General features: G+C 71.9%; 16 protein-coding genes and 1 pseudogene. 12 read left to right on the forward strand and 5 right to left on the reverse strand.

The window, feature by feature from the left end; all coding sequences use genetic code 11:
• Positions 1-71: 71 nt before the first annotated feature.
• Together ABT070_RS35860 and ABT070_RS35865 are read left to right on the forward strand one after the other, a co-directional pair.
• Positions 72-1,970 (forward strand): serine/threonine-protein kinase, encoded by a 1,899-nt coding sequence (locus ABT070_RS35860; protein WP_351767004.1) that lies wholly within the window; start codon positions 72-74, stop codon positions 1,968-1,970.
• Between the two features lie 101 nt (positions 1,971-2,071).
• Positions 2,072-3,592 (forward strand): substrate-binding domain-containing protein, encoded by a 1,521-nt coding sequence (locus ABT070_RS35865; RefSeq protein ID WP_351767005.1) that lies wholly within the window; start codon positions 2,072-2,074, stop codon positions 3,590-3,592.
• A 22-nt stretch (positions 3,593-3,614) separates the two neighbouring features.
• On the opposite strand, the gene ABT070_RS35870 is transcribed toward ABT070_RS35865, so the two are convergent.
• Entirely contained in the window at positions 3,615-4,349 is a 735-nt protein-coding gene (locus ABT070_RS35870; RefSeq protein WP_451101803.1) for an SLATT domain-containing protein, read from the reverse strand.
• Positions 4,350-4,668: 319 nt separating this feature from the next.
• Here ABT070_RS35870 and ABT070_RS35875 point away from each other — a divergent pair, with 319 nt between their 5' ends.
• The 3 genes from ABT070_RS35875 to ABT070_RS35885 all read left to right on the forward strand — a co-directional run bounded on the left by ABT070_RS35875 (position 4,669) and on the right by ABT070_RS35885 (position 6,349).
• Positions 4,669-5,013: a YbaB/EbfC family nucleoid-associated protein gene (locus ABT070_RS35875; RefSeq protein ID WP_307164565.1), complete on the forward strand. Its 345-nt coding sequence runs from the start codon at positions 4,669-4,671 to the stop codon at positions 5,011-5,013.
• Between the two features lie 78 nt (positions 5,014-5,091).
• On the forward strand, positions 5,092-5,691 hold the full coding sequence (gene recR / locus ABT070_RS35880; protein ID WP_351767010.1) for a recombination mediator RecR: 600 nt from the start codon (positions 5,092-5,094) through the stop codon (positions 5,689-5,691).
• On the forward strand, positions 5,684-6,349 hold the full coding sequence (locus ABT070_RS35885) for a DUF5063 domain-containing protein (RefSeq protein WP_351767012.1): 666 nt from the start codon (positions 5,684-5,686) through the stop codon (positions 6,347-6,349). Before recR ends, ABT070_RS35885 begins: the two co-directional genes overlap by 8 nt.
• 37 nt (positions 6,350-6,386) lie before the next feature.
• On the opposite strand, the pseudogene ABT070_RS46305 reads toward ABT070_RS35885, so the two are convergent.
• A pseudogene (locus tag ABT070_RS46305) lies at positions 6,387-6,560 on the reverse strand (sulfite exporter TauE/SafE family protein); the annotation flags it as partial.
• Positions 6,561-6,713: 153 nt separating this feature from the next.
• Here ABT070_RS46305 and ABT070_RS35890 point away from each other — a divergent pair.
• Together ABT070_RS35890 and ABT070_RS35895 are read left to right on the forward strand one after the other, a co-directional pair.
• Entirely contained in the window at positions 6,714-6,899 is a 186-nt protein-coding gene (locus tag ABT070_RS35890) for a hypothetical protein (RefSeq protein WP_351767014.1), read from the forward strand.
• 108 nt (positions 6,900-7,007) lie between these two features.
• Positions 7,008-7,505 carry an SgcJ/EcaC family oxidoreductase gene (locus ABT070_RS35895; RefSeq protein WP_351767016.1) on the forward strand — a complete coding sequence of 166 codons (498 nt, stop codon included), beginning with the start codon at positions 7,008-7,010 and terminating at the stop codon, positions 7,503-7,505.
• Here the strand turns inward: ABT070_RS35895 and ABT070_RS35900 are convergent, their stop codons facing one another.
• Complete coding sequence (locus ABT070_RS35900) at positions 7,506-8,870, reverse strand: HAMP domain-containing sensor histidine kinase (RefSeq protein ID WP_351767018.1); 1,365 nt, start codon at positions 8,868-8,870, stop codon at positions 7,506-7,508.
• Positions 8,867-9,592: a response regulator transcription factor gene (locus tag ABT070_RS35905; RefSeq protein ID WP_351767019.1), complete on the reverse strand. Its 726-nt coding sequence runs from the start codon at positions 9,590-9,592 to the stop codon at positions 8,867-8,869. Before ABT070_RS35905 ends, ABT070_RS35900 begins: the two co-directional genes overlap by 4 nt.
• 227 nt (positions 9,593-9,819) lie before the next feature.
• On the opposite strand from ABT070_RS35905, the gene ABT070_RS35910 reads away from it, so the two are divergent.
• The 4 genes from ABT070_RS35910 (at position 9,820) to ABT070_RS35925 (ending at position 14,514) form a co-directional block, all read left to right on the forward strand.
• Complete coding sequence (locus tag ABT070_RS35910) at positions 9,820-11,112, forward strand: aspartate kinase (RefSeq protein ID WP_351767020.1); 1,293 nt, start codon at positions 9,820-9,822, stop codon at positions 11,110-11,112.
• A complete protein-coding gene (locus ABT070_RS35915) occupies positions 11,112-12,170 on the forward strand; it encodes an aspartate-semialdehyde dehydrogenase (protein ID WP_351767022.1) in 1,059 nt (352 codons plus the stop codon). Before ABT070_RS35910 ends, ABT070_RS35915 begins: the two co-directional genes overlap by 1 nt.
• 554 nt (positions 12,171-12,724) lie before the next feature.
• Complete coding sequence (locus ABT070_RS35920) at positions 12,725-13,348, forward strand: SigE family RNA polymerase sigma factor (RefSeq protein ID WP_351767023.1); 624 nt, start codon at positions 12,725-12,727, stop codon at positions 13,346-13,348.
• 134 nt (positions 13,349-13,482) lie between these two features.
• Positions 13,483-14,514 (forward strand): hypothetical protein, encoded by a 1,032-nt coding sequence (locus ABT070_RS35925; protein WP_351767025.1) that lies wholly within the window; start codon positions 13,483-13,485, stop codon positions 14,512-14,514.
• Here the strand turns inward: ABT070_RS35925 and ABT070_RS35930 are convergent.
• Positions 14,484-15,377: an SURF1 family protein gene (locus ABT070_RS35930; RefSeq protein ID WP_351767027.1), complete on the reverse strand. Its 894-nt coding sequence runs from the start codon at positions 15,375-15,377 to the stop codon at positions 14,484-14,486. The two genes, ABT070_RS35925 and ABT070_RS35930, sit on opposite strands and share 31 nt — an antisense overlap.
• A gap of 177 nt (positions 15,378-15,554) precedes the next feature.
• Between ABT070_RS35930 and ABT070_RS35935 the strand changes: the two genes are divergently transcribed.
• Positions 15,555-17,369 (forward strand): S9 family peptidase, encoded by a 1,815-nt coding sequence (locus ABT070_RS35935; protein WP_351767028.1) that lies wholly within the window; start codon positions 15,555-15,557, stop codon positions 17,367-17,369.
• Positions 17,370-17,465 lie beyond the last annotated feature (96 nt).

Here is a 17,465-nt window from a genome sequence, read left to right on the forward strand (position 1 = left end):
GAACGGCCGGATTATTCTCGGCTGGGTTGCACATGTCTCGATCACACATGTGCGGGAAAGGCGGCGCTGCGATGGAGAAGCTGGGCCCGGAGGACCCGCAGCGCATCGGCGGCTACCGGCTGCTCGCGCGGCTGGGCGCGGGCGGCATGGGGCAGGTCTACCTCGCCCGCTCGGACCGGGGACGCACGGTCGCCGTGAAGCTGGTCCGGCGCGAGCTGGCGGCGCGCGAGGAGTTCCGGGCGCGGTTCCGGCAGGAGGTGCGCAACGCGCAGCGGGTCGGCGGGTTCTGGACCGCGCCCGTCCTCGACGCCGACACCGAGGCCGCCGTGCCCTGGGTCGCCACCGGCTATGTCGCCGGACCGAGCCTCCAGCAGGTGGTGAGCCACGACCACGGCCCGCTGCCCGAGCGGTCGGTGCGCATCCTCGCCGCCGGGCTCGCGCACGCGCTGGCCAACATCCACGCGGCCGGGATCGTCCACCGTGACCTCAAGCCGTCCAACGTGATGGTCACCATCGAAGGGCCCCGGGTCATCGACTTCGGCGTCGCGCGGGCGCTGGAGAGCGTGACCGGCGACAGCCGGCTGACCCAGACCGGCGCGGTGATCGGCTCGCCCGGCTTCCTGGCCCCCGAACAGCTGCGCGGCGATCCGGTCACGCCCGCCAGCGACGTCTTCTGCCTCGGCTCGGTCATCACCTACGCCGCCACCGGCGCCCTCCCCTTCGGCTCCGCCGACAGCGGGGCGCACGCCCTGATGTTCCGCATCGCCGAGGACGAACCCGACCTCTCGGGCGTCCCCGAGGGCATCGCCGACCTGGTCCGCGCCTGTCTGCGCAAGGACCCGGCCGCCCGCCCCTCCCTCGACCGCGTCCTGGAACTCACCGGCGTCGACGACACCGTCTCCGACGGCCGCTCCCGCGACCCCTGGCTGCCCGGCGCCCTCGTCGCGCAGCTCGGCCGCCACGCCGTGCGGCTGCTGGAGGTGGAGGACCCGGAGGGCGCGGACCCGTCCCACTCCGGCCACCCGGCGCGCCCCACCCTCCTCGACCACTCGGCGACCGCCTCCGAGGCCTTCCCGCAGCACTCCGGCCCGCGCGGTGGCGCGCCCTCGCCGGACCACGGCCCCACACAGGCCGTGGGCGCCGACGGCATCCCGGCGCGGCCCCTTCCGTCCGGCGGGCCGGCCGCCCCGGCCCACCCGGTGTACGGCTACCCCCAGCAGCATCCGCAGCCGGCCGCGTCCCCGGCCTACGGCCACCCGCACCAACCGCCGGCCGCCTGGTCCGCGGCGCCGGGCCAGGGGGCGCCGTACAACCCGTACGCGGACGGCGCCGCGGGCCCCGGCACCGCCCCCGCCTACGACCCGTACGGGCCGGCCGGCCCCGCGGGGCCGCAGGAGCCGCCGCGCCGCAGCCGCCGGACCACCGCCCTGCTCGTCGCGGTCGCCCTGGTGGTCGCGGTCGCCGCGGGCGGCTCGGTGTACGCGTTCATGAACGGCGACGACGACTCCACCGCGAACGCGGCGAGCACCCCGTCCGGCGGCTCGACGCCCTCCTCCGCGAAGGCCTCGGAACTGCCCTCGTCGGGGTCCCCGTCCCCTTCCGCGTCCCCCTCCGCGTCCGCGGCCGACGGTGTGGTCCCGGCGGCCTACCTCGGCACCTGGACCACCACGATCGAGAACGAGAGCGGCACCAACACGCGCCGGCTGACCCTCGCCCAGGGCAAGGTGGGCGACGCGGTGCTCGCCCTCGTCGCCGACGGGGACGGCTACCACTGCGAGTTCAGCGCCGCTCTCTCCCAGCGGCCGGGCGGCAAGGGCCCGTTGAAGATAGGTCCGTCCAAGGTGACCGCCGGTGAACCCCTCTCCTCGTGCACCCCGGGCGAGGCCTCCGAGGTCACCCTGCTCGCCGACGGCACGCTGCGACGCGTCAACAACGGCACCGGGGAGAAACTGACCTACACCCGGCGGTGAACGTCGGGCGAACGTCGGTCGACCGGTCCGGAATGTCCCCTCGCACGGACATACGGTGACCCCCTACGAGCCGGTCGGCGGGAGTGGCGGGGGCGCCCACAGTGGAGTGGCTGAACGCGGAGAACGTGGTGGCCGTGGGGACGGCCTTCGTCGGCATCGCCGCGTCCGGGATCATGGTCTGGTACGAGCGCCGGGTGCCGCGCCGCAAGCGGGTCGGGTACCGGGTGCAGATGGACAACCCGATCGGCGACGACGTCAGATCCGGCCGCCCCAACCGCCGTCTCGGCCTCTTCGACGAGGCTCCCGGGATGTCGGACGCGACGCTCGTCCTGCTGCGCATCGAGAACGACGGCTCGCAGGGCATCGCCCGCGACGACTACACGGGCCCCGAGCGCCACGGACTGACCGCCGTCTTCACCGACCGCACCATCCACGGGGTGTCCGTCACCCAGCCGACCGACACCGACCACCTCATGGACCACTTCACCGCGGACCGGGGCTTCGGCTACGAAGGCAACACCCTGCGCATTCCCCGCGTCCCGCTCAACCCCCGCGAGCACTTCAAGCTGCTCGTGCTGCTGTCGGGCGGCGATGTCGGCCGGGGGATACGGCTGTACGGCGGTCTGCGCGACGGCGAGGTGCACCCCAACCGCAGCGCGACCCCGGACGACACCCCGCCGCTGTTCAGCCGGGCCGCCCGGCTGATCTCCGTCCTGCTCACGGTCTGCGTGGTCACCCTCGCGACGATCGTCGTCGTCCGGGACGCCCCGCCCCCCGTCGGCTGCGAGCGCGGCACGCTCACGGTCACCGGGTCGACCGCGTTCGCTCCGGTGGTCCGGGAGGTGGCGGCCAAGTACGAGCACGACTGCGAGGGCGCGCGGATCACCGTGGACCCGCACGGTTCGACGGCCGGGATCCGTGAACTCGCCGCCGCCGCCGCGGGCAGGAAGGGCTCGCCGCCGGTCGTCGCCCTCTCCGACGGCCCCAAGCCGGCCGGGCTCGACGAACTGCGCGAGAACCGTGTCGCCGTGTCCGTGTTCGCGCTGGTCGTCCACGACGACGTCAAGCTGAGGAACCTCGCCACGGCGGACGTGCGGCGGCTGTACCTGGGGCAGATCACCAACTGGGACGAGGTCGGCGGGCCGGACCTGCCGGTCGTCCTGGTCAGCCGGGACGCCAACTCCGGGACCCGGCAGGTGTTCCAGCGGCGGGTGCTGGGCCGCGGCGAGATCGCGAACTCGTCGGTCGACTGCGTCCACAAGGACGACCCGACGGCCCCCGTCGTCCGCTGCGAACTCGACTCCACCGACCAGGTGCTGTCCACGGTCGCCGCCACTCCCGGCGCGATCGGCTACAGCGAACTCAACCTGGCCGAGCGCGCGAAGGGCCTGCACCCGCTCGACCTGGGCGGCGACCCGCCCTCCGTGGACGCCATCGAGCACGGCACCAGCGACTACCCGTACCGCGAGATCGAGTACGCCTACACCTACGGCCGCCCCCCGGCCGACTCCCTGGCCTCGAGCTTCCTGACCTACCTCACCCGAGGCAACGGCCAGGACGTGATCCGCACCCACGGCCACCTGCCGTGCTGGACCCCGGAGGGCATGCGGCTGTGCCGGTGAAGCCGGTCCGCGAGCACTCCGCTCACCGAGGCTCGGGCGGCCGCTGCCGGGGCATGTTCGGCCGGGCGTTCGCCCCCGGCGGCATCGGAAACCGCCCGTACCCCCCACCCACGTCCGCCCGCCCGCCGGCGGCGACCGCTCCCTGGATCCCCATCGGCGCCGGCCCGGTCCGGAACTCGACCATCCAGTCCGCCGTCTCCGTGCGCACCAGCTCCGAGACGTCCTCCGAGAACCGGCGCAGCACCGCCAGGCACCGCTCCGCGGCATCGCTCGCCGTGCCCTCCGCCGGGCCCAGGACCTCCCGGACGCTCTCCGAGGCCCAGTCGAACTGGAGCGCCTGGAGCCGGCGCTGCACGGCCTGCGCCGTGGCCACGTCCCTTATCCAGCCGGACGTCACCCCGAAGAACCGGTCCACCGCCGCACACGCCACCGCGAGCAGCAGCGCCAGATATCCCCAGGCGGCGGCGCCGCCCAGCACCCGGGCGAGGTCCAGCAACGGCAGCGCGGCCGCGCACACCGCCCCGGCCGCCGCCCCGGTGCGCAGGCCCCGGGCGGCCCGCCGCTTCCACACCCGGTCCGCGAGGTACCAGGCGGCGGTCTCCAGCGCCCCGCGCTCCACCCACCGGTACAGCTCGTCCAGCCGCTCGGCGGGCTCACCCCAGTCCCCGAGCGGAAACGTCCGCCCGGCCAGATCGCCCGGCCGCAGCCCGGCCGCGCCCTCACTCCGCCCGTCCTGAGGCGGACCCTCGGGCTGCATCTCCGGCTGCTGACCCACCCGGCACTCCCTACTGATCCCGACCGATTGATCCCGACCGATCCCGACCGCTCACGTTGCGTGACACCCGTGACGCCTGATGCTGCTGCGCCGGACCTTTCCTACCTCCCAATGGGTGGCGAAGAGGAAGGTTTCATCTCTTTTACGCCCGGAAGTGGGCCTTGATCAGGTATAGGCCTCACACCTGACTCACTCGAAAGAGTGCTGGGGCGACACCCGCACAGACCACGTAGGCTCGTGCCGAGCGGGAAAAAACCCGCTCGACGGCACGTCCGACAGGCGTAGGAAACAGGAGCTGATCGTGATTCCCGGTGGTGGCCAGCCCAACATGCAGCAGCTGCTTCAGCAGGCCCAGAAGATGCAGCAGGACCTGGCCCGTGCCCAGGAGGAGCTGGCGAACACGGAGGTCGACGGGCAGGCGGGCGGCGGCCTCGTGCAGGCGACCGTGACCGGCTCCGGCGAGTTGCGCGCCCTGCGGATCGACCCGAAGGCGGTGGACCCGGACGACACCGAGACCCTCGCAGACCTGATCGTCGCGGCCGTCCACGCGGCCAACGAGAACGCGCAGACGCTCCAGCAGCAGAAGCTCGGTCCGCTGGCCCAGGGCCTGGGTGGCGGCAGCGGCATCCCGGGACTGCCTTTCTAGGACCGGTCCGCCTTTCTAAGACCGGCCTCGGCCAACTACGGTACGTACCGCAAGGAACCCCAGGAAGGACGGCAGTCCGTGTACGAAGGCGTGGTCCAGGACCTCATCGACGAACTGGGGCGACTGCCCGGCGTCGGTCCCAAGAGCGCGCAGCGGATCGCCTTCCACATCCTCCAGGCGGAACCGACGGACGTACGGCGGCTCGCGCAGGCGCTGATGGAGGTCAAGGCGAAGGTCCGCTTCTGCGCGACCTGCGGCAACGTGGCGCAGGAGGAGTTGTGCGGCATCTGCCGCGACCCGCGCCGCGACCTGAGCGTCATCTGTGTCGTCGAGGAGCCGAAGGACGTCGTCGCGGTCGAGCGCACGCGCGAGTTCCGCGGCAAGTACCACGTCCTGGGCGGCGCGATCAGCCCCATCGAAGGTGTCGGTCCCGACGACCTGCGTATACGAGAACTTCTCGCGCGGTTGGCCGACGGGACGGTCACGGAGCTGATCCTGGCCACCGACCCGAACCTGGAGGGCGAGGCGACGGCCACGTACCTCGCCCGCATGATCAAGCCCATGGGCCTGAAGGTCACCCGCCTGGCCAGCGGCCTCCCGGTGGGTGGCGACCTGGAATACGCGGACGAGGTGACCCTCGGTCGCGCCTTCGAGGGGAGACGACTCCTAGATGTCTGACGCCACGCTGCACGCGACCGACCACAACCCGGACGATTTCGTCGTCCAGATCGCGGATCAGGTCGAGAGCTTCCTGGTAGCCGTCACGGAGGTGGCGAAGGGCGACGAGCCGGGCCTGGCGGTCCCCTTCCTCCTCCTGGAGGTCTCCCAGCTGCTCCTGGCCGGCGGCCGCCTCGGCGCCCACGAGGACATCGTCCCCGACGAGCGCTACGAGCCCGACCCGGGCTTCGAGCCGGACGCCGACGAGCTCCGCGAGAACCTCGCCCGCCTCCTCGAGCCGGTCGACGTCTACTCGGAGGTCTTCGACCCCTACGAGCCCCGCAAGGCGCCCGTCCCGGCCCGGATCTCCGACGACCTCGCCGACGTCATCGCCGACCTGCGCCACGGCATGGTCCACTACCGCGCGGGCCGCACCACGGAGGCCCTGTGGTGGTGGCAGTTCTCCTACTTCTCCAACTGGGGCTCCACCGCCTCGGCGACCCTGCGCGCCCTGCACTCGGTCCTCGCCCACATCCGCCTGGACCAGCCTCTCGAGGAACTGAACGGCCTCGACACCGACCAGTCCACCCTGGGCGACGAAACGCTGGAGTTCGAGGCGGGCCGCGTCATGGAGGAGGAGATCGGCGGCCAGTTGGGTCTGGGCCCGGTCAAGGGCTGACCCCCTCCCGCCGATCGTCACCGCCGCCGGGCCCGGCGGCGTTCACCACCACCCCCACGCCGGAGAACCGCGCGTTCGGGACTAACTCCCCTGCCGTCCGGCCCGCGTTGACGGCGCAGGGAGAGGCGGGTGGGCCGCCGGCGCCCGCCGCCGAGTTCATGAAGCCGCCCGCCGCGCCGGCCACGACCGCGCCCCGGGTGCGGCACAGCGCGTCACGGTGTACCTGACTACACCATGCCTTCGGGAGTGCGCTCCCTCGTTTGCGCAGGTCCGGGACGGGATCGTTGATCTCGCAAGCGAAACCCCGAACGCCCCGGATGTCACCGGGCCTTTCGGATCCCACTCCCTTTAAGGAAGCCCTGTCATGAAGGCTCTGCTCTCCTCCCGTCCCGTTCTGTGGTTCCTGTTCCTCTTCAACCTCGCGGTCGCCGCCGTCGCGCCCTTCGTCGTCGACGGGTCGCAGGGCGTGATGACGGCCGTCGGGATGGGCGTCGTGTCGCTCGGGGCCGGTGTCAGCCTGGTCCGTGACCGGGGGCGGAAGGCCGCCTGAGAATTGGCAGGGTGCTGTACGTCCCCTGTACGTGGGCTGCACGGGCGCTAACCGGCCGGACGCGAGTCTTGGGTCATCCCAACAGCGTCCAGCCGCACAGGAGTTGCGATGACCCGCAAGACCCGTATACGCGCCGCCCTCGTCACCGCCACCGCCGTCGTCACCGCCGCCACGGTGTCGGTCGGAGTCAGTGCGGCCGGCTCCGAGAAGCCCTCGAAGCCCACCAAGAAGCAGATCGCCGCCCTCTTCGACGGCTGGAACGCCGCGTTGCGGACCGGTGACGCGGAGGTCGTCGCGGACCGGTACGCCGGGGACGCGGTCCTGCTGCCCACCGTCTCCAACAAGATCCGCACCGACCGGGCCGGCATCGTCGACTACTTCGAGCACTTCCTCCAGAACAAGCCGGTCGGCAAGAAGGTCCGGACGATCGTCAACGTCCTCGACAGCAACTCCGCCGTCGACACCGGCGTCTACGCGTTCACGCTCACCGACCACGACACCGGCGAGAAGCGTGTCGTCGAGGCCCGTTACACCTACGAGTACGAGAAGCGCGACGGCGTGTGGAAGATCGTCAACCACCACTCGTCCGCGATGCCCGAGGGCTGATCAGCCCGTCCGCCGGTCGGCCCGGAGCGTGATGCGCACGCACAGGCCGCCCCCGGGAGCGTCCGTCAGGGTCACCGTCCCGCCGTCGTCCGTCACCAGCTGTTTGGCGACGGCGAGGCCGAGACCCGAACCGGAGCGACCCGTGAGGCCCTGGCCGCGCCAGAAGCGGTCGAAGGCGCGGGACTTCTCCGCGTCGGACATGCCCGGACCGTCGTCGAGGACCGACAGCACCACCCGGTCGCCCTCCGCGTGTGTCCGGACGGTTATCTCCCCGCCGTCGGGCGACACCTCCAGGGCGTTCGAGAGCACGTTGTCCAGCACCTGGTCCAGATGACCGGGGCCGGCCAGCACAGACGGCCGGTCGTCGACAACACTCCCCCTGAGCGCGATGGTGACTCCGCGCTCGTCGGCGGCCGGCCTCCACACCGACAGGCGTTCCGCCACGATGTCCGTCAGGGACAGCGGTTCCGCCACCGTCACCCCGGCCTCGGCCCGGGCCAGCACCAGCAGCCCGTTGACCAGCCGGCTGATCCGCACCACCTCGGCGGTGGCCTGCTCCACGTCCTCCCGCACGAACTCGTCGTCGACACCGTCCGCGATGTTGTCCAGGGAGAGGCGGAGCGCCGTCAGCGGGGTCCTCAGCTGGTGCGAGGCGTCCGCCACGAAGTTGCGCTGCGAGGCGATCAGCGTGTCGAGGCGCTCGCCGGCCTGGTTGAGGGTGCGGGCCAGGGTCTGTGTCTCCTGGGGGCCGGTCACGGGGGAGCGGGCCGTCAGGTCGCCGTCGCTGAACTTGCTCGCCATGTCGTTCAGCTGGCGCAGGGGGCGGGTGATGCGGCGGGCGACGACCGCGCCGATCAGTGCCGCCACACCGAGCACTGTCACGGCGAGGCCCGCCCGGAAGCCCCAGATCGTCCACAGCCTGTGGGTGAGCCCCGAGGTCGAGTAGACGATCCGTACGGCGCCGACGACCTGGCCGTCGTCCTTCGCGGGGACGGTGATCACCAGGTCGCGGCCCCAGATGAAGTCCGACCCCCAGTCGGTGGTCGACCGGCCCTGCTCCAGGGCCCCGGCCAGCGCCGCGTCCCGCTCGGGGCGCGGCAGAGCCGGCGTGCACCCGGCGGTGGTGGTGGCCTGCACCTCGTCCTCGGTCTCCACGGCGTACGCCCGGGCCATCTCCTCCAGCGCCTGGCAGGAGACGGTGTCGCCGTTGCCGAGCAGCAGCGCCATGGTGGTCGCCTCGCGCTCGATGGACACCTCGGTGTCGCCGCGCAGCTGGGCGGTGAGGGTGAAGGCCACCGGCACGGTGAACAGCAGGATGGCGACGGCGACCAGCAGCACATAGCTGCGGATGAGTTGCTTGATCATGACGCGGGGCCGGTCGGGCCGGGGCCGGTCGGGCCGGGTGCGGTCCCGCCGACTATCTCCAGCCGGAAGCCCACTCCCCGCACCGCCTCGATGGCGATGACCCCGGCGAACTTCCGGCGCAGCGCCGCCACGTGCACGTCCAGCGTCTTCGTCGGCCCGAACCAGTTCGCGTCCCAGACCGCTTCCATGATCTGTTCGCGCGACATCAGCGCGCCCGGCTCCTCGGTGAGGAAGGACAGCAGGTCGTACTCCTTCGGCGCGAGCGCTATCTCCTCGCCGTCCACGTGGACGCGGGCCGCCTTGCGGTCGATGCCCAGCCGGGAGCCGTAGCGGTCCGCGCCGCCGGTCGTGCCCTCGCCCGCGGTACGCGGCCGCACGCGCCGCATCACCGCCCGTATCCGCGCGATGACCTCCCGCACGCCGAACGGCTTGGTCACGTAGTCGTCGGCGCCCAGTTCCAGGCCGACCACCCGGTCCGTCTCGTCGCTGCGGGCGCTGATCACGATGATCGGCACGTCGCCGCGCTCGCGCAGGGCCTTGCACACGTCGAGCCCGTCGGTGTCGGGCAGGCCCAGGTCCAGCAGGACGACGTCGTAGGGGCCGGCGTGGGAGAGCGCGGCGGCGCCCGTGGTGACCCAGTCGACCTCGAAGCCGTAGCGCCTCAGTCCGCGTCGCAGCGACTCGGCGACCGGTTCGTCGTCTTCCACGAGGAGTACGTGCACAGCCGCACGATAGTGCTTGAAACTTAATTCACAGCTATCACTTCGGCGTCAGTGGGAAGGGACAACCCGACGACGGGCGCCCGGACCCTGTTCCGGCTTCTTCCGCGAGCCTCACCGAGTCTCATCATGCGGGACTCGGGAGGCGGTTTTCGGGCGCTCGTTAGACTGAGCCGACCGCAGTACAAGGGCGTATGTGCGGAAACAGACAAACTGAGCGAGGAGCGCACGTGGGCCTTGTCGTGCAGAAGTACGGAGGCTCCTCCGTAGCCGATGCCGAGGGCATCAAGCGCGTCGCCAAGCGGATCGTGGAAGCGAAGAAGAACGGCCACCAGGTGGTCGTGGTCGTTTCCGCGATGGGCGACACGACGGACGAGCTGATCGATCTCGCCGAGCAGGTATCCCCGATGCCCAGCGGCCGGGAATTCGACATGCTGCTGACCGCCGGAGAGCGGATCTCCATGGCCCTGCTGGCGATGGCGATCAAGAACCTGGGCCACAGCGCCCAGTCGTTCACCGGCAGCCAGGCGGGTGTCATCACCGACTCCGTCCACAACAAAGCCCGGATCATCGATGTCACGCCGGGCCGCATCCGGACCGCGCTGGACGAGGGCAACATCGCCATCGTCGCCGGGTTCCAGGGTGTCAGCCAGGACAAGAAGGACATCACCACGCTGGGGCGTGGCGGGTCCGACACCACGGCCGTCGCCCTCGCCGCCGCGCTCGACGCCGAGGTCTGCGAGATCTACACCGACGTGGACGGCGTGTTCACCGCCGACCCGCGCGTGGTGAAGAAGGCGCAGAAGATCGACTGGATCGCCTTCGAGGACATGCTGGAGCTCGCGGCCTCCGGTTCCAAGGTGCTGCTCCACCGCTGTGTGGAGTACGCCCGCCGCTACGACATCCCGATCCATGTCCGCTCGTCCTTCAGCGGACTCCAGGGCACGTGGGTCAGCAGTGAGCCACTCGTTCCGAAGACACAGCAGCAAGGGGAAAAGCCGGTGGAGCAGGCCATCATCTCCGGTGTCGCACACGACACCTCCGAGGCCAAGGTCACGGTCGTCGGTGTGCCGGACAAGCCGGGCGAGGCCGCCGTGATCTTCCGGACGATCGCCGACGCCGAGATCAACATCGACATGATCGTGCAGAACGTGTCCGCGGCCTCCACCGGTCTGACGGACATCTCCTTCACGCTTCCCAAGGCCGAGGGCCGCAAGGCCATCGACGCCCTGGAGAAGAACAAGTCCGGCATCGGCTTCGACTCGCTGCGCTACGACGACCAGATCGGCAAGATCTCCCTGGTCGGCGCCGGGATGAAGACGAACCCGGGCGTCACGGCCGACTTCTTCAAGGCCCTGGCCGACTCGGGCGTGAACATCGAGCTGATCTCGACCTCCGAGATCCGCATCTCGGTCGTGACGCGCGCCGACGACGTCAACGAGGCCGTGCGCGCCGTGCACACCGCCTTCGGGCTCGACTCCGACAGCGACGAGGCCGTCGTCTACGGGGGCACCGGCCGCTGATGGCCGACAAGGTGCGGCCGACCCTCGCGGTCGTGGGAGCGACCGGGGCCGTCGGCACGGTCATGCTCGGGATCCTGTCCCAGCGGGCCGATATCTGGGGTGAGATCAGACTCGTCGCCTCCCCGCGCTCGGCCGGCCGCAAGCTGGCCGTGCGCGGCGAGGAGGTCGAGGTGGTGGCCCTGTCGGAGGAGGCCTTCGACGGGGTCGACGTCGCCATGTTCGACGTGCCCGACGACGTCGCGGCGCACTGGGCGCCGGTCGCGGCCGCCAAGGGCGTGGTCGTCGTCGACAACTCCGGCGCCTTCCGGATGGACCCGGAGGTGCCCCTGGTCGTCCCCGAGGTCAATCCGCACGCGCTGCGGACCCGGCCGCGCGGGATCGTCGCCAACCCCAACTGCACGACGCTGTCGATGATCGTCGCCCTGGGCGCGCTGCACGCCGAGTACGGGCTGCGCGAGCTGGTGGTGTCGTCGTACCAGGCGGTGAGCGGGGCCGGGCGGGCCGGGGTGGAGACGCTGCGGCGGCAGATCGCGCTGGTCGCCGGCACCGAGCTGGGGACCGGCCCGGGTGACCTGAGGCGGGCCGTGGGCGACGCCACCGGTCCCTTCCCGGAGCCGGTGGCGCTGAACGTCGTCCCGTGGGCCGGGTCGTTGCGCGAGGACGGCTGGTCGTCGGAGGAGATGAAGGTGCGGGACGAGTCCCGCAAGATCCTCGGGCTGCCGAAGCTTCCGGTGGCCGTGACCTGCGTGCGCGTCCCCGTGGTCACCACGCACTCCCTCACCGTCCACGCCCGCTTCCAGGACGAGGTCACCGTGGAGGGCGCCCGCGAGATCATCGCGACGGCGCCCGGTGTCGTCCTGTTCGACAACCCGGCGGCGGGGGAGTTCCCCACGCCCGCCGACGTGGTCGGCACCGATCCGACCTGGGTGGGCCGGGTGCGGCGGGCCCTCGACGACCCGACGGCGCTCGAGCTGTTCGTGTGCGGGGACAATCTGCGCAAGGGGGCCGCGCTCAACACCGCGCAGATCGCGGAGCTGGTGGCGGCCGAGCTGTCGTGAGGCGGCCGCACCGGCGGGCGGCGCGGTGCTGCCGGGTCGTGCGGCGCGGTGCCGACGGCAGGCGGCGAGGTGCCGTCGGTGTGCCGCGGGGTGCTGTCGGCGGGCCGCGGGGTGCTACGGGGAGTAAAAGCGCTGGCCAGGGCTTGGTGGGTTTGTAGGATCTGCAGTGCAATGTGAGCCGGTCGTCGATCCGAACCACTTGTATCGGACACCTTTGGCATCCGAAGATTTTCCTCCCCGCTCTCCGCAACCGTGCGGAGGGCGGGGAGCGTCTTTGCGTTCACCCCTCGGGGTGTACGTAGACGTGTGAACGATCACAGCGTTCGGGGACGCGACGATCTGGGCGTGGGGACGCCCGTTCATATGGCTTATAGGGGAAGAGCGGGACAGATGAGACGGGTGCGCGGGGCCTTGGTCGACGTAAACGTGACGCCGGACGCGTACAACCCCCACGGGGGGAAGTGTGTCCAACTGGCGTGGCAGAGGTACTCGAACTCCCAGTGGCGCCCCGCGGCGCGGCCCTTCGGCCGCCGCGAGCCGTCCTCCGACCCCGTATGCCCGGCACGCCCGGCGGCATGCCGGTGATCGCGCCCATGCCCGCAGCGCGGCCCGCCCGCGTCCCCAGCCAGCGTGACGGCGCCGAAACCGCCGAAGCGACCGTCGCCGCCGAGAAGACCGAGGCAGCCGGCACCACCGTCGACCACCTCACCGAGACCTACCGGGCCCACTACCGCTCGCTGCTCGGTCTCGCCGCCCTCCTCCTCGACGACACCGCTTCCTGCGAGGACGTCGTCCAGGAGGCCTTCATCCGCGTCCACTCCGCGCGCAAACGCGTCCGTGACCCGGAGAAGACCCTCGCCTATCTGCGGCAGACGGTCGTCAACCTCTCCCGCTCCGCCCTGCGCCGCCGCATCCTCGGCCTGAAGCTGCTCTCCAAGCCGATGCCGGACATGGCCAGCGCGGAGGAGGGCGCGTACGACCTGCTGGAGCGCGACTCGCTCATCAAGGCGATGAAGGGCCTTCAGCGCCGTCAGCGCGAGGTCCTCGTGCTGCGCTACTTCGCCGACATGACCGAGGCCCAGGTCGCCGCGACCCTCGGCGTCTCGCTCGGCTCGGTCAAGGCCTACGGCTCGCGTGGCATCGCCGCCCTGCGCATAGCCATGGAGGAGCCGGCGTGAGCGGTGAAGCCGAAGGGCAGGGCCCACGCGGGAGCCACGACGGTCATGAGCGCCACGAACCGTTCGCGTGGCACGAGCCGACGTCCTCGTCGCGTACACAAGAGCCGAAGCAATCGCACGCTGGGAACTCAACCGTGAACCACCACCTCGACGACCAGGGCCCCGACGGGCTCGACTCGGACGAGCTGGCACTGCGCCGGATGCTGCACGACGCCGTCCAGGAGATGGAGCCGCGCGACGGCTCGCTGGACCACCTGCGGCGGGCCGTCCCCGTCCGGCGGGCCCGCAAGCGGCAGGCGGCCGTCGGCATGGCGGCCGCGGCCCTCTTCCTCGGCACCGCCGTCCCGGCCGTGCTGCACGTCTCGAACGCAGGCGGCTCCGACGCCAACCCTTCCATCGCCGGCCAGGCCTCACAGGCGCAGGGGGGAGCGGATCAGGGCAAGAACCCCGACGGCGGCTCCTCGGGCAAGGTCGGCGATTCCTCCGGCAAGACCGGTGAGCAGGGCAAGGGCGGCGCCACCGACTCCGGCCAGGGCAAGGAGTCCGAGGGCGGCACCGCCTCCAGCGGCACCGGCCCCGCCTCCGAGTCGGCGGCGAGCGCGCCCGCCTGCGCCGCGGACCAGCTCGAGGCCGGCACCCCCAGCGTCGCCGTCCCCGACGCGGCCGGCACCGTCTACGGCACCTTCCTCGTCCAGAACGCCTCCAGCGCCACCTGCACCGTCAGCGGCGCCGTCTCCGTGACGTTCGGCGCTCAGGGCGCCGCCGACGCCGCGAAGATCACCGTAGTGGAACACGCCTCCGGGGACGTGGCGGCCGGCCTGCCCGACCCCTCCCTCTACGTCACCCAGCACGCCCTCGCCCCCGGCTCGGCCTACGAGGTGAAGTTCGCCTGGGTGCCCTCCGAGACCTGCCCCACCACGGGTGGCGGCAGCGGCGGCGACAGCGGTGGCTCGGCGTCCCCCTCCCCGACCCCGACCGAGCAGTCGAGCACGACCGGCGAGACCACCTCCGGCACCTCGGCCCAGCTGTACACCGAGGACGGCACGGTCGACGGCAGCGTGAACGTGTCCTACACGGCCGAGGGCGGCTCCCCGACGAGCGTGGCCACGGTGTCCGGCGCGTGCGCGGGGACGATCTACCGGACGGGCGTACTGGCGTCTTCCTGAACCAGCCGCTCGTCGCGACCGGCTGAGCCGGCGTCGGAGTCCCCGGGCGTCTCGGACCCCCCGAGCGCCACGGACTCCTCCGACCCCTCTGATTCCTCCGACTCCTCGGGGAGGATGCCGAGCTCGGCGTCCCGGGCGAACTCCACCTCGCGGCGCAGCAGCCGGAACCACATGAACACCACGAACCCGGCGAAGACGAACCACTCGCCGGTGTAGCCCAGGTTCTGGAACGCCTTCAGATCGAGCCCCGTGTCGGCCGCCGCGGTCGCGGGCACCGCCGTCATCCCCGCGTCGGCGGTGCCGAGCGTGACCCAGGCGTCGTAGAGGTCGTACGGCACCAGGTTGACCAGCGACGCGGCGCTGATCGCCGAGGTCTGCCCGGCCGGCAGACCGCCCCGCGCGCTCACCCCGTTGTCGCCCGGCGTCTCGGAGGCCTGGAGCGTGCCGGTGATGCTGACCCGGCCGGCCGGTGGCTTCGGGGCCTTCGCGGAGTCGGCGCTGCCGGGCAGCCAGCCGCGCACCACGGGCAGCGCCTTGCCGCCGTCCGTGCGCAGCAGGGTCAGCACGTAGTACCCGTTCCTGCCGTCGAGCTCCCGGTCGGGCACCAGCAGCTGCTCGCCGTAGTGCCCGGTGGCGGTGGTGCGCCGGCCGGAGGTCGACTTGTCCACGGGGAGCAGCTCGGCCAGCGGTCGCGCGCCCTCCGTACGGGCGGACTCGGCCAGCTCCTTCGCGCTGCGGTGGTCGTCCACCCGCGCCTCGAACCGGCTCAGCTGCCAGGACCCCATGAACACGCAGAAGGGGATGGCCAGCAGCACGAAGACGTTGATCCCCCACCAGCGGGGCGTCAGCAGGAACCGGTACACGCCCTCCACGGTACGGGGCGGCCGCCGGGCGGCCGCCCGCGGGGTGAGGCTCGGGAGGGCTCGGGAGGGCTTGTGCGGGGCTCGTCGGTGCGAAGGAGGTGCGAAGTCGGTGGGAAGTTGTCCACAGCCTGGGGACCTTGGCGTCCCATCGGCCTCGCGGGCGGGCAGTATGGGGTCATGACTGAGAGCAACGGGTCCGCCGCACCCGAGCAGTACGAGGAGATGCCCGACTGGGAGAAGCGCTTCCGGGCGCCCCGGGTGTCGCTGCCCGACTGGGCGGAGGACGCGCCGGACCGCTCCCTGTTCGTTTCCAATGCGACGGGGACGTACGAGCTGTACGCCTGGGACCGCGCCACGGGCCACCAGCGCCAGGTGACCGACCGGGCCAACGGCACGACGGACGGCGTGCTCTCCCCCGACGGCGCGTGGATCTGGTGGTTCGACGACAAGGACGGCGACGAGTTCGGCGTCTGGCGCCGTCAGCCCTTCGGCGGCGGAGCCGACGAGCCCGCCACCCCGGGCCTGGACGCCTCCTACCCGGCGGGCCTGGCCCTCGCCCGCGACGGCCGTACCGCGGTGGTCGGCCGTTCCACGGACGAGGAGGGCACGACGATCCATGTGGCGCGGGTCGGCGAGCCCCCCTTCGAGCTGTACCGCCACCGGGAGTCCGCGGGCGTGGGCGACCTCTCCCACGACGGCTCCCTCATCGCCGTCGAGCACACCGAGCACGGCGACGCGATGCACTCCGCGCTGCGGGTCCTGCGCCCCGACGGCTCGAAGGTCGCGGAGCTGGACGACACCAAGGGCGGCGTCGAGGAGCTGGGCCTGGAGGTGCTGGGCTTCGCCCCGGTCGACGGCGACACCCGGCTGCTGATCGGCCACCAGCGCCGAGGCCGCTGGGAGCCCCTGGTCTGGGACGTGGCGACCGGCCTGGAGACGGACCTGGACCTGGACCTGCCGGGCGACGTCAGCGCCGAGTGGTACCCGGACGGCTCGGGCCTGCTCATCGTGCACAGCTTCGAGGCCCGCAGCGAACTGTTCCGTTACGACCTCGCGAGCGCCGCGACGGAGCGGATCACGACCCCGCCCGGCACGGTCTCCGGGGCCACGGCCCGTCCGGACGGCAGTGTGGAGTACCTGTGGTCGTCCGCGGCCCGGCCGCCGGTGGTCCGCTCGACGGCCGGCGAAGTGGTCCTGGACCCTCCCGGCATGAAGTCCCCCGGCTCGGTCCCGGTGGAGGACGTGTGGGTGGAGGGCCCCGGCGGCCGCATCCACGCGCTGGTCCAGCGGCCCGCCGGTACCACCGGCCCGCTGCCCACCGTCTTCGACATCCACGGCGGCCCGACCTGGCACGACAGCGACGCCTTCGCGGCGGCCCCGGCGGCCTGGGTGGACCACGGCTACGCGGTCGTCCGGGTCAACTACCGAGGCTCCACCGGCTACGGCCGCGCCTGGACGGACGCCCTGAAGCACCGGGTGGGCCTGATCGAGCTCGAGGACATCGAGGCGGTCCGGGAATGGGCGGTGAGCTCGGGTCTCGCCGACCCCGCCCGGCTGATCCTCACCGGCGGCTCCTGGGGCGGCTACCTCACCCTCCTCGGCCTCGGAGCCCAGCCCGACGCGTGGGCCGTGGGCATCGCGGCCGTCCCCGTCGCCGACTACGTCACGGCCTACCACGACGAGATGGAGGCACTGAAGGCGATGGACCGCACGCTGCTCGGCGGCACCCCCGAGGAGGTCCCGGAGCGCTTCGAGGCCTCGTCCCCGCTGACGTACGTCGACAACGTGCGGGCCCCCGTCTACATCTCCGCCGGCGTGAACGACCCCCGCTGCCCGATCCGTCAGATCGACAACTACGTCAGGCGCCTGGAGGCGAGGGCAGCGGTGCACGAGGTGTACCGCTACGACGCGGGCCACGGCTCGCTGGTGGTGGACGAACGCATCAAGCAGGTACGACTGGAACTGGAGTTCGCGGAACGACACCTTCGGTAGGAGGCGGGGTGGGGGGCGGCGCTGTTGTACCTGGGCGTCGTCGGGATCGGAGCGGGGGGCTATGTGGAGCAGGAGGTCGAGGGCCTCACCTTCGTC

The sequence above is a fragment of the Streptomyces sp. NPDC002884 genome, from assembly GCF_040295245.1.
Taxonomy (GTDB): domain Bacteria; phylum Actinomycetota; class Actinomycetes; order Streptomycetales; family Streptomycetaceae; genus Streptomyces.

What these genes read in the sequence shown, in the direction of transcription:
- ABT070_RS35860 (WP_351767004.1), top strand. Translation starts at nt 72, where the DNA reads ATGGAGAAGCTGGGCCCGGAGGACCCGCAGCGCATCGGCGGCTACCGG.
- ABT070_RS35870 (WP_451101803.1), bottom strand. Translation starts at nt 4,349, where the DNA reads ATGCAGCCCGAGGGTCCGCCTCAGGACGGGCGGAGTGAGGGCGCGGCC.
- ABT070_RS35885 (WP_351767012.1), top strand. Translation starts at nt 5,684, where the DNA reads ATGTCTGACGCCACGCTGCACGCGACCGACCACAACCCGGACGATTTC.
- ABT070_RS35890 (WP_351767014.1), top strand. Translation starts at nt 6,714, where the DNA reads ATGAAGGCTCTGCTCTCCTCCCGTCCCGTTCTGTGGTTCCTGTTCCTC.
- ABT070_RS35895 (WP_351767016.1), top strand. Translation starts at nt 7,008, where the DNA reads ATGACCCGCAAGACCCGTATACGCGCCGCCCTCGTCACCGCCACCGCC.
- ABT070_RS35900 (WP_351767018.1), bottom strand. Translation starts at nt 8,870, where the DNA reads ATGATCAAGCAACTCATCCGCAGCTATGTGCTGCTGGTCGCCGTCGCC.
- ABT070_RS35915 (WP_351767022.1), top strand. Translation starts at nt 11,112, where the DNA reads ATGGCCGACAAGGTGCGGCCGACCCTCGCGGTCGTGGGAGCGACCGGG.
- ABT070_RS35920 (WP_351767023.1), top strand. Translation starts at nt 12,725, where the DNA reads ATGCCCGGCACGCCCGGCGGCATGCCGGTGATCGCGCCCATGCCCGCA.
- ABT070_RS35935 (WP_351767028.1), top strand. Translation starts at nt 15,555, where the DNA reads ATGACTGAGAGCAACGGGTCCGCCGCACCCGAGCAGTACGAGGAGATG.